This is a genomic window from Thermodesulfobacteriota bacterium (assembly GCA_036482575.1).
Classification (GTDB): Bacteria; Desulfobacterota; GWC2-55-46; order GWC2-55-46; family JAUVFY01; genus JAZGJJ01.
Genome location: JAZGJJ010000034.1, coordinates 1 through 9,817, shown reverse-complemented (window position 1 = coordinate 9,817; position 9,817 = coordinate 1). Strand labels below are relative to the sequence as shown.

8 protein-coding genes, 1 tRNA gene and 1 pseudogene are annotated in these 9,817 nt (G+C 54.5%); 5 read left to right on the top strand and 5 right to left on the bottom strand.

Translation table 11 applies throughout. The annotated features are described in order from the left end of the window. The 5 genes and pseudogenes from V3W31_01470 to V3W31_01450 form a co-directional block, all read left to right on the top strand. A partial coding sequence (locus V3W31_01470) for an aminoacyl--tRNA ligase-related protein (GenBank protein MEE9613606.1) occupies positions 1-224 on the top strand: 224 nt, incomplete at its 5' end. A gap of 272 nt (positions 225-496) precedes the next feature. After that, positions 497-582, top strand: a tRNA-Ser gene (locus V3W31_01465). 161 nt (positions 583-743) lie between these two features. After that, positions 744-1,586 carry a nucleotidyl transferase AbiEii/AbiGii toxin family protein gene (locus tag V3W31_01460; protein MEE9613605.1) on the top strand — a complete coding sequence of 281 codons (843 nt, stop codon included), beginning with the start codon at positions 744-746 and terminating at the stop codon, positions 1,584-1,586. Then, on the top strand, positions 1,583-2,134 hold the full coding sequence (locus tag V3W31_01455) for a hypothetical protein (protein MEE9613604.1): 552 nt from the start codon (positions 1,583-1,585) through the stop codon (positions 2,132-2,134). Before V3W31_01460 ends, V3W31_01455 begins: the two co-directional genes overlap by 4 nt. A gap of 197 nt (positions 2,135-2,331) precedes the next feature. Then, positions 2,332-3,041, top strand: a pseudogene (locus V3W31_01450) (ABC transporter ATP-binding protein). 159 nt (positions 3,042-3,200) lie between these two features. On the opposite strand, the gene V3W31_01445 reads toward V3W31_01450, so the two are convergent. The 5 genes from V3W31_01445 to V3W31_01425 form a co-directional block, all read right to left on the bottom strand. Next, positions 3,201-4,628 carry a sulfotransferase domain-containing protein gene (locus V3W31_01445; protein MEE9613603.1) on the bottom strand — a complete coding sequence of 476 codons (1,428 nt, stop codon included), beginning with the start codon at positions 4,626-4,628 and terminating at the stop codon, positions 3,201-3,203. 151 nt (positions 4,629-4,779) lie between these two features. Next, the gene (wecB, locus tag V3W31_01440; protein ID MEE9613602.1) at positions 4,780-5,922 is read right to left on the bottom strand and encodes a UDP-N-acetylglucosamine 2-epimerase (non-hydrolyzing); all 1,143 of its coding nucleotides are present in this window, start codon (positions 5,920-5,922) and stop codon (positions 4,780-4,782) included. Then, positions 5,909-7,480 (bottom strand): hypothetical protein, encoded by a 1,572-nt coding sequence (locus V3W31_01435; GenBank protein ID MEE9613601.1) that lies wholly within the window; start codon positions 7,478-7,480, stop codon positions 5,909-5,911. The genes wecB and V3W31_01435 overlap by 14 nt, the downstream gene beginning before the upstream one ends. A gap of 128 nt (positions 7,481-7,608) precedes the next feature. Continuing rightward, a complete protein-coding gene (locus tag V3W31_01430; protein MEE9613600.1) occupies positions 7,609-9,042 on the bottom strand; it encodes a radical SAM/SPASM domain-containing protein in 1,434 nt (477 codons plus the stop codon). 15 nt (positions 9,043-9,057) lie between these two features. Beyond that, on the bottom strand, positions 9,058-9,817 hold a 760-nt coding region (locus tag V3W31_01425), incomplete at its 5' end, for a hypothetical protein (protein MEE9613599.1).

Genomic DNA, 9,817 nt, shown 5'->3' with positions numbered 1-9,817 from the left:
CGTCGTGTTCGAACTTCGAGGATTTCCAGGCCCGGAGGGCGGGGATAAGGTATAAGTCGAAGGGTGGCAAGCCGCGCTTCGTGCACACGCTTAACGGCTCGGGCCTTGCCGTCGGGAGGACGCTCGTGGCGATACTCGAAAATTTCCAGCAACCCGACGGGAGCGTTACTATCCCCGAAGCACTCAGGCCGTATATGGGAGGACTTGATAAGATAACGAAATAGGAGTAAGTTTTAGGGAGAGTTTTTGTAGAGCGTTTTTTTAAATCCCCGGCGCAAGTTTTTAGTTCCCACGGTGCGCCTCCCTTTTAAGGGGGGCGCACCGTGGGAAGAACTGAAAATTTTTGAAAGGGGTCTGGGGGAAACTTTTTATAAAAGGGTCAGCGGACCCACGGTTTCCCCTAGGGGTCTTCGTCGGCCAAAGGCGTATAGTAGAGAGAAAAGGGTTGGACCGTACGCTAAAAATTTTTGGTCCAACCTTTTTATAAAAAGGTTGGGGAGGGTTAGCCTAATTGGTAAGGCAGCAGTCTTGAAAACTGCCGGGTTAACGCCCATGGGGGTTCGAGTCCCTCACCCTCCGCCAGTATTCCCCAATACATTGACTCCGACACGCATCCCGCAAAAAGCCCGCTATTGGCGGGCTTTTTGGCGTCCACACCAACCGCTGACTCCGGCAAGCCTGTAAATCTGACAAATTCTAGGGGTTCCGGCTATTTCCATACAATGGGCTTTTTTGGAGAGTCAATGGTTTTAACCGTAACCCCGTCGCAGATAACCCCTAATATAGCAGCCCTGACGCTGAGCGCCCGGTTTCCCGAGAGGCCGACAAATTATCTTGACTTATCCACTTTATTGACTATAATGTCATATATGACATTTGAACGCTTATACAAGCGGCAGGATAAAGTCCTCAAGAAGATATTCGACAATGAAGGAAGCATCTTTCCCGGCGCGCGAGTTGTCCTTGTCGGGGGGACCGCCCTTGCCAGATGCTATCTGCAACACAGGGCTTCCTATGACCTGGACTTCTTCGTAAATGCCCGGTTCGACCCCCTCGTGATCCAGCGCAGACTTTCCGGCACGGGAGTGCCGCTAAAGATGGTCGAGATTGTCAATGACCCGATGTTCGCAACTCAGCTTCATGGAACGGCCGACGTTCAAGGCGAGCCGCTCAGGGTCAGTATTGTCGAGGATATATACGCGGACATGTTCCCCGTGAAGACCACCCATGGCATACGCACCGAGACCGTCGAGGGCCTTTACCACCGTAAGCTTCGGACCATCACCGGTTCCGGAGAGGGCAGAGCCTCCTCAACGGGGCGAACGGTGCATGCGGGGGCAAGACAGACCGCAAGGGACCTGTTCGATCTTTACGTCTTAAGCAGTGAGATTAAGCCGCTCATGGAGTTCGTGAGGGAGATCAACGAGCATGGGGCCGCCGTGCCGGAGGCATTGCTCATAAGCGGGTTCAGAAAAATTCGCTGGAAGGAGCTGATGGATGAGTTCGAAATGCTTGAAAAGGCTGAGATGTATGCGGGGGTCAAGCTGTTCGATATCAAACGTTACTTCGACGGAGTACTCAGATGACAGAGAGAGCCATGATTCTCAGGGCGGCATTTTGGAGCGGTCGTCTGACTTACAGGAAGTGGCGTGGGATTGTCCGCAGAGGCCCGCAGGGACACATGCGGGTTTTTGTCCAGGCATTTCTCCACCTGCCGATGGACTGGCTCCTTAAAGAGATAGGCACGGAGAAGTTCATATCCATCTGGCCTGAGGTGAGGAAGGGGTTTTCAACCGGTTCGGCGCTTGAGAAGGTAGTCCTCGACGCATGGGACGCTATCTGGGGCGTTATGGCTGCAGGGGACTCCCAGTACCCCGTAAACCCCGAGACAGCGCATCTTCCCAGGAAGCGCCGCGAGGTCTTGAAGACAATCGTCTGCAATCCGGGGATAAGCGTCTATGACCTTGCCAAGAGGACACGCCGGGATTACAGCAGGGTGTTGAAGGACGTTCGTCTGTTGGTTGAGATGGGCGAAGTCGAAAGCAGGCTCAACCCACTCTCAAGCAGAAAGGCGAAACAGCTTTTGCCAATACGCTCGATAAATACGAGGCTTGCCGGGGTCGCCGCTGCGTGAACCGTCAAGTTCTTGCTGTATATAAATCCCGTAACGCCCGTTATAATAAGCTGGAGGAGTCTTTTCATGGAAGGTACGCTGGACCCGGTGTTCATAACGCTGAGCGCCGTTTACGCCTTCGGCGCCTTTATGATCGGCTACGCTGTTTTCAAAAAACTTTCCTGGAAGTTCGCGGAGGCGCTGTGACGGAGTCCGCGATAGCATTCGACAGGGTAAGCAAGAGCTACCACCATATCAACAAGCTCAAGACGTTGATCCTCAAGCTCTCCCACACGGTAAGCGCCTTCAAGGCCTCGAGGTTCGAGGCCTTGAAGGAGATCTCCTTTACAATCGACAGGGGGGAGGCGGTCGGTATCATAGGAAAAAACGGCTCCGGCAAGAGCACGACCCTCGGGCTCATAGCGGGCGTGCTTAAACCCTCGGCCGGCAATATCACAGTAAGGGGCCGGGTGCTGCCCGTCCTGGAGCTCGGGGGCGGGTTTCACCCGGAACTGACCGGGCGGGAAACATCCTGCTTAACGGCGTGCTGCTCGGCCATACGAGAAAGTACGTCGCGGAGAGACGCGACGAGATAGTGGAGTTCTCCGGCATAGGAGAATACATAGATCAGCCGATAAGGACCTACTCAAGCGGCATGCTCACAAGGCTCGGCTTCTCCGTAGTGGTCAGCCTGGAGCCCGAGATACTCTTAATGGACGAGGTGCTGGCGGTAGGGGACAAGGAGTTCCAGAAAAAATGCGTCGACAAGATGCTGAGCCTCAAGGAAAAGGGCGTTACGATGGTGTTCGTCTCCCATAGCATGACCGAGCTCGAAAAGATATGCGACCGGGTACTGTGGATAGACGACCGCGGGGTTAAGATGGACGGAAGCCCCTCGGAGGTCACCTCCGCCTACATCGAATCTTAGCGGGGACACCAGTGCAAGGGCAGGATTAAAAACTTATTTTACCCCTATAACCGTCCGGATACGTTTAGTTTCTTGAAGCGTGGGAGGAGGGATTTCCGGAGTACCAAGTAAGGCTTTCTTGAGCTCTTTTTCTGTAAGCACAGGGGCTTCCTTTTTCGATCAATCCAAATATCCGAACTTGCGCATGACGTTTGAAAAAAGCATGATAGCCCTTTCTCTTTGATCGGGTGTCAGCTCCTTCCCTCCCGTTCCGACCATCCCCTTGTTTATAAACCGCATGCCCCTGGAAAGACTCTCCTCCCTTGCAGCGGTATAGAATGCCCCCGGGATACGCTCTTTAATCTCTCTTTCCTGCATTTCCTTCATCCTGGACAGGGACGACAATTCAATAGCTTCTTCTATCCTCTCCCTGCTTACGGACAACCCCAGCAACTTCAAAATGGCGGCCAGCTGCGAACGGGTATCCTCTTTCAGCAGCTCATACTTGACCTCGATTACGGGGAACCGGTTGCGGAGCCGGGCGAGTTCGAGCCAGCTCGAGACATGCCCCTGCCATGTCCCAAACCCGGAGAATGCCAGTAACTTGCTCTGTCCGTATATGACCATGGATTCGACGGTATCCTCATAAAACTGCTCCGCCGTAACGTTTTCGCCAAAGATCTTCCTGAACGCGCTAGAATTGCTGGCCAGCACGTCATACTTTGCGTTAGAGACGACAACGTCCAGGGGGTTTCTGATAAGATATACGGCCCCCGCGGTAAGCCCGCCTAAAGCTATCCTTTCACTGTATGGAAAGTGTGATTTCATGATTATATGCCTTTGGCCGTCGGGCCCCTCGAAGATTCCGTCCCCAAAGCGCAAAGCCTTTTCGATCTCATCCGGAACAGCTATATCGGGTATATAAAGAGGAACTTCCGCGCTCTTCTCGACCCGCTTGAAAAGGAGGTTCGTCAGCAGAAACCTTGACCACGTATTGCCCGAACGCGGATAAGAGGCGAGCCACACGACCTTCAGGTCGTTCTGCAAAAAAAGTTGCTCGACGCGGAGGGATTGGTATTCGTGCGGTGCGGAAGCGAGCTTGTTGCTTGTTGTCGAGGTAATACTCTTTACCATTACACCTAATTCCCTGTGGTCCCCTCCAACGCTTAGAGGAGGGGACGAGACGATCTTCAGTCCTTCGGGTCTGCCGGCTTTACCGAGAGGGAAAATATAGTATCGCCAGTCAGGCCAGATTTCCATGGTAGCGTTCCCTACCGTCAGATACCTCTTCCCCTCGAAGGGGGCCGAAGCCGCTTTTATTACAATATAATCCGGTGCCGGCGCACCTTCATCCAGAACTATGTTTGCGCACGCAGAAGTCCAGCGAAAGGGCTCCTGTCCGTCATTCTCCAGGCCATGCCAACCGGCCCCCAAAGAGGTGCCCGGTGACATCTCTAACTCTTCCATATCCGCTGACATCTCTAACTCTTCCATATTAACCATCCACCGATAGAATCGTTTTGCAACCCTACCGATCAAAGGCACTCTTTTTAGCAGTTCTTTATGCTTCAAACCGGAAGAAATAATTTTATCCTTTATATTCGCCATCAGTATACTCCCTTCAACTTACCGCGCACCTGAACTTTCCCCAATACTGCCCCTTTTTTGTAGTAATGGCAACGCTTTGACGTAATTCAAACAGTCTGCCCTGATCGGTCCGGTAGCGGGGGCTTGCAACCAGACAACCGGGATATGTGTTTTATTCCAGGACCTTGCATATTCTCCCGGCGGCCCTGCCGTCACCGTAGGGGTTAATGGTCTTCGACATCCCGGCATATAGTGCCCGGTTATCCAGCAATTCCAGGGTTTCAGCGACGATCCTGTCTCTACCCGTGCCTACGAGCTTAACGGTGCCGGCCTCAACGCCTTCCGGCCTCTCGGTCTTATCTCTCATGACCAGTACCGGTTTACCCAGAGAAGGGGCCTCCTCCTGGATGCCACCGGAATCGGTTAGAACGAGATACGCTTTGTCCATCAAGTAAATGAACTGTTCGTAAGCCATCGGTTCTTTCAGGTGGACATTTGGTTGCCTGTTAAGGATAGCCTTTACGGGCCCCTGAACATCGGGGTTTAGATGTACCGGGTAAACTATTTCAACGTCCTCTCTTTTTTCAGCGATATCCTTAAGGGCCATACAAATATTCCTGAACCCTTCTCCGAAATTCTCCCGCCTGTGGCCCGTAACGAGAATCAGCTTTTTGCCGTCGGACATCAGCGGAAGGTCCCACTCATTATCGAAGTATCTTTTCAGGTTCGCCGTGCTGTCCGGCGTAGAGTTCCTCTTTACGATATAATGCAAGGCGTCTATCACCGTATTCCCCGTAACCCATATATTTTCCTCGGCGACACCCTCCTTTAAAAGATTGGATTTTGCCCGTTCAGTCGGCGCAAAATGATAATCGGCCAGGACACTCAGTAAATGCCTGTTCTTTTCCTCGGGGAAAGGACTGTATTTGTCGTATGTCCTGAGGCCGGCTTCGACGTGGCCGACAGGGATTTTCATATAGTATGCCGAGAGGGCCGCAACGAATGCGGTCGTTGTGTCGCCTTGAACCAGCACCACTTCGGGCGTCACCCTGCCCAGCACACCCTTGAGTCCCTCCACGGCACGCGTGGTAATATCGAAGAGGTCCTGGCCGTCGCTCATGATGTTCAGGTCATAGTCGGGGGTTATACCGAAGAGGCCCAGAACGGAATCCAGCATCTCACGGTGTTGGCCGGTAACACAGACCACGCTCTCCAGACCCGACGAAGCCCGTATCTTCTTTATGACGGGCGCCATCTTTATCGCTTCGGGCCGCGTACCGAATACTAAAAGTATTTTTTTTCTACCTGGCCTCAAAGCACTCCCCTTTCCATAGTATAGAAAGCGGCGGCAGCCCGTCTTGAGCCCGACCGCACTCTGAGTTCAACTCGCCGCCCTCGTCCACATATACCGACGTTCTGTTCAGTGCTGCGATAAAGTCCAGGCACTCGTTTGTGCTGCACCACCATATGCCCTGGTGCGACTCTATAAACTCTATAAGCTCTTCGTGCACGGCTATCCTTTCCCGCTCGCTCGTCCATCCGTATTGGTACTGCTCCGAGAGAGGGTGGTCCGTGTAACCGAATATAGCCCCGGCCCTCAGGTGATTCCGGAAGCTCTCCTTGTACGAGTTGATGGAGTTGCCCTGCCTGTGAAAACAGTCGCCGTGCAGCATGCACTGCTGGCTGTGGGATACTATGGGTTTTTCGACGAACGGAACTCGCCCCGCCCTTCCAAGGAGGAACTCCGGGTCGTTTTTTATGGTGCCTCCGATAAAGCCCTCGTACCCGGAGTCCGCCATGGCCCGTACGGCGAAGTGGGGGTTCTGGTGGAAGGGTGAGACCGCGTACCTGACCGGAGCCGCCCCCGGGACGTTCTTTTCGAGCCATTCCCTGGAGTCGGTCGCTTCGTTCAGCGCGGCCTCGTAGTCGCCCCCCCAGTCCGGGTAGTGGTTGTGCGAATGGGAGAGCAGGGCGCCTTTATCCAGCGAGGCGACATCCCTTAATAGTCCCATGTCTTTTCCATTCATCTTAAGCCCCGTTGTAATTGCCATGGAAAAGGGCAGTCCCCTGTCCGAGTATAACCGGAAAAGGGGGGAGGCGGAAGAGATTGCCTGGTCGCAGTCGAGCCTCATGGTTGCCCCGCCCTCGAAGCCGAATGGGAGCTCCGAGAGATAGGGGAAGCAGCTTAGCTCTTCATGGCGGTAGTCTCCGAAAAACGCCTCCACCACATGCCACTCCAGGCTGTCCACCGGGCCGACCTGCCGGTTGTACCAGAGGGCCGAAGCCGAGGGCGTGTCAAGCATTGCCGCGTACAGTCCGAACTGCTCGTTGCCGGTTGTCTTCAGTCTTGCCACGGGAGACGCGCCGTTTGGTTCGGCCCTGCAGCATACCGACCAGGGGCCGTTGCCGTTGTCAACGGTAATACGTCCGTAACCCATGTTATTCCACTCGTCCGTGAAATCGTAGCGTGTGAGGTGTCTCGGGTTTGGCGCGGCGTATTGTCCGAGGGGATGGTCCGCCTCGTAATAGACGGCCAGTCGGGTTGCGTTAAACGGCAGGGCCGGGTCGATCTCCACCTGGCCGTGGGCTTTGAGCTCTTGCGAAAGAGGGCCCGAGCAAAGCCCCAGGTCCCGGCTTACGCTGCCCTCGATATTGCCGAAGACCGCCACCTTGCGCCCGGAGGCGAGGAGCCGGGCGAGGAGCTTCCTCTCCCGCTCGCCAGGGTTTATGAGCACGGCGCCCTCCGGCAGGCCAGGAAGCTCGCCGTAAAGACGTCTTTCCACCTGAGAGCTGGAGAAGGAGCGGCACATGGCCGAGGCGACTATCGCTCCCGCGTATGAGTCCTCTTTACGGTGCAGCACGCATATCTTCATCGTTTGTAAAAGGTTCTTGGCCGGTGACAGAGCTTATCATCAACGTCCATTTGCTTTAATATATGGCCGATACGCGGCCAGTTATTTTTTATAATCCTGCCCTTGAGCATGACATCTCTAAGCGATGGTTACCGGGAAAGCTCCTTCCTCTCTATTTTTTTCACGATCGGGCAGCCCCTGTTCTTAAGGCACCACTCGGGGAGGCGCCGTTGGGCAAGTGCGGTCCTTATCTCCCGCATCTCCTCCGAGTTAAAAGCCTCGCGGGCGATATCATGCAGGCTCCCGTCGTCGGTGGTATTTATGTGCGTGACAGGCGATACCGTAAAGCAGCAGGGCAAGACCCCCCTTTTAAACAGGTAAACGGAATCCCACGGCTCTCGGCAAAGGGGACCGCTGCCCGCCATCTCGACGTCTCCGAAAGACCACCCGTTGATAAGGCCTACCCCACTTTCCCCGGCGAGTTCACCTGCCCTAACGACAAATTCGGACAGCTCGTCCGCACTGAGGAGTTCTTCTCCGTAGTTGAAGTTGTCGCTGCCCAGGCCCAGCCTCTCCAGGTTTTCGCTCAAGGCCCTCAGCATCACGTTGTCTACGCCGATCTCTTTTACCAGCCTTACATAGTCCGGGAACTCCTCGATATTGGACCTCATGGCTATAAAGGCCGCATTCACAACCGGCAGGTCGTTATGGGCCTTCTTGCGCTCGCATAAAAGCCTGAGGTTTTCAACAACGCAACCGAAGCCCTCTCCCCTGAGCCTTTTGTAAGACTCCTCGTTGGATGCGTCCAGGGATACGGCCAGGGTTATCTCCTTGCCGCAAAGGCGCTTTTGCATGTCCTCATCCAGTAGCAGGCCGTTTGATACCAGATCGAAGCTCTTGTCCGACCCGAGGGCGCGGTCTATTATGTCGAAGATATCGTTTTTCAAAAAAGGCTCGCCGATGCTGCAATCTACGACCTCTTCCGCGCAGGTAAAGAACATGCCGAGGTCGGCGAAGCTTTGGGGGGTGAAAAAAAATCGTGATTTCGCTTCCTCGGCCTTGTGGTTGTCCCAGTCGCAGTAAACGCATCTCGGTGCCATGTTGCACCGGTCCTCGACATCGATCCGTAAACGCGTCGGGTAGGATTCGAGCCGGGTCTTGCCCGAAAGGAACTCCCTTTCGTTAAGGGCCTTGTTCTTCATCTGGGTATCCAGCCTGTCGAACCTCTCCGCGTCGCTGAAGGCCTCTATACTTCTAAGCATAAGGCCGAGGGCGCGCCCGTCACCTTCGACAGGTATTACCCTGTCCAACTCCAGTTCCAGAGTTTCCGCCTGCCCGAACTCCAGGACATAGGTGTTCCACCCATATGATAGCTCGAGCTCGCTGACGGCCCCGTTCCCCGCCCTTACCGAAAGCCTCCCGTCATTGCCGTAGTAGCAGGCCCTTATGAGCAAGAAGCGGTCCCGGCCGGGGCTCTTGAGAGCGAACCTGCCCCCGGTCCAGATAAAGGCGCCGAGCCCGTCCTTCTCCGGCGCGTAAAAGCCCTCTGTCGGCTCAAGGTTTTTGAATAAAAGATTGTCCATAATGCATTCGTTCCCTTAACGTTTTATGGCAGCCGTCATTTCTTTCGTAATATCGACATACAGCATGCCGTACTCCTCTGTCGGCTCTATGTTCGTTGTCTCGAAGTATTCGTTCCAGCCGTAGATAATAATATGGTCGGGCCGGTGGGCGATGGCGTCCTTAAAGCGCCTCCTGTAGTTCTCTCCCCCCTCCCTTTCGACCTTTGGCGTGAATAGTGGGCTCCTGTTCAAGAGCGAGTCGTCGTAGCCGGGCATGACCGAGCAGAAGCCGTTGTAGCTGGATGTCTTTTCCGTGGTCTCGGAGAAGCTTATGTAGTTCATGGGTGTAAGGTACTCATGCAGGGTTATCCCTTTCTGTCCGGGTTCGGTGGTAAAGGGGTTCAGGATGGTGAAGTTTGTTTTCTCGTCTACACGGCCCCAGTGCGGCATGTAGACAGGGAACCTCATCTCGTATTTGCCCGAAAAGTTTTCAATGAGTGCGATGGCATCTGCGGGCACCGGAAAGAATACGAACATAAGGGGCCTCCCCGTTGGCCCCGTAACAAGCCCCTCGTCCCAGCCCCGGGATTCGATGTATCGGATAAGCTCTTCTATCATGCCGAGCCTGCTCTTGGTTTCCATGAGTTCGTTCGGCGGGCAGACGTTGACATCTATCAAAAAAGACCAGGCAAGGCCAAGCTTCTTGAGTTCTTTTATCGCGTTTTCTATGGAAGCCCGCGCCGTCTCGAAGGTCCAGTCGGTCGTCGGGACGAACTCGAATATGACGTAGTCTATG

Coding starts and splice junctions, on each gene's coding strand:
- V3W31_01435 (MEE9613601.1), bottom strand. CDS start 7,480: ATGAAGATATGCGTGCTGCACCGTAAAGAGGACTCATACGCGGGAGCG.
- V3W31_01460 (MEE9613605.1), top strand. CDS start 744: ATGGTTTTAACCGTAACCCCGTCGCAGATAACCCCTAATATAGCAGCC.
- V3W31_01445 (MEE9613603.1), bottom strand. CDS start 4,628: ATGGCGAATATAAAGGATAAAATTATTTCTTCCGGTTTGAAGCATAAA.
- V3W31_01430 (MEE9613600.1), bottom strand. CDS start 9,042: ATGGACAATCTTTTATTCAAAAACCTTGAGCCGACAGAGGGCTTTTAC.
- V3W31_01455 (MEE9613604.1), top strand. CDS start 1,583: ATGACAGAGAGAGCCATGATTCTCAGGGCGGCATTTTGGAGCGGTCGT.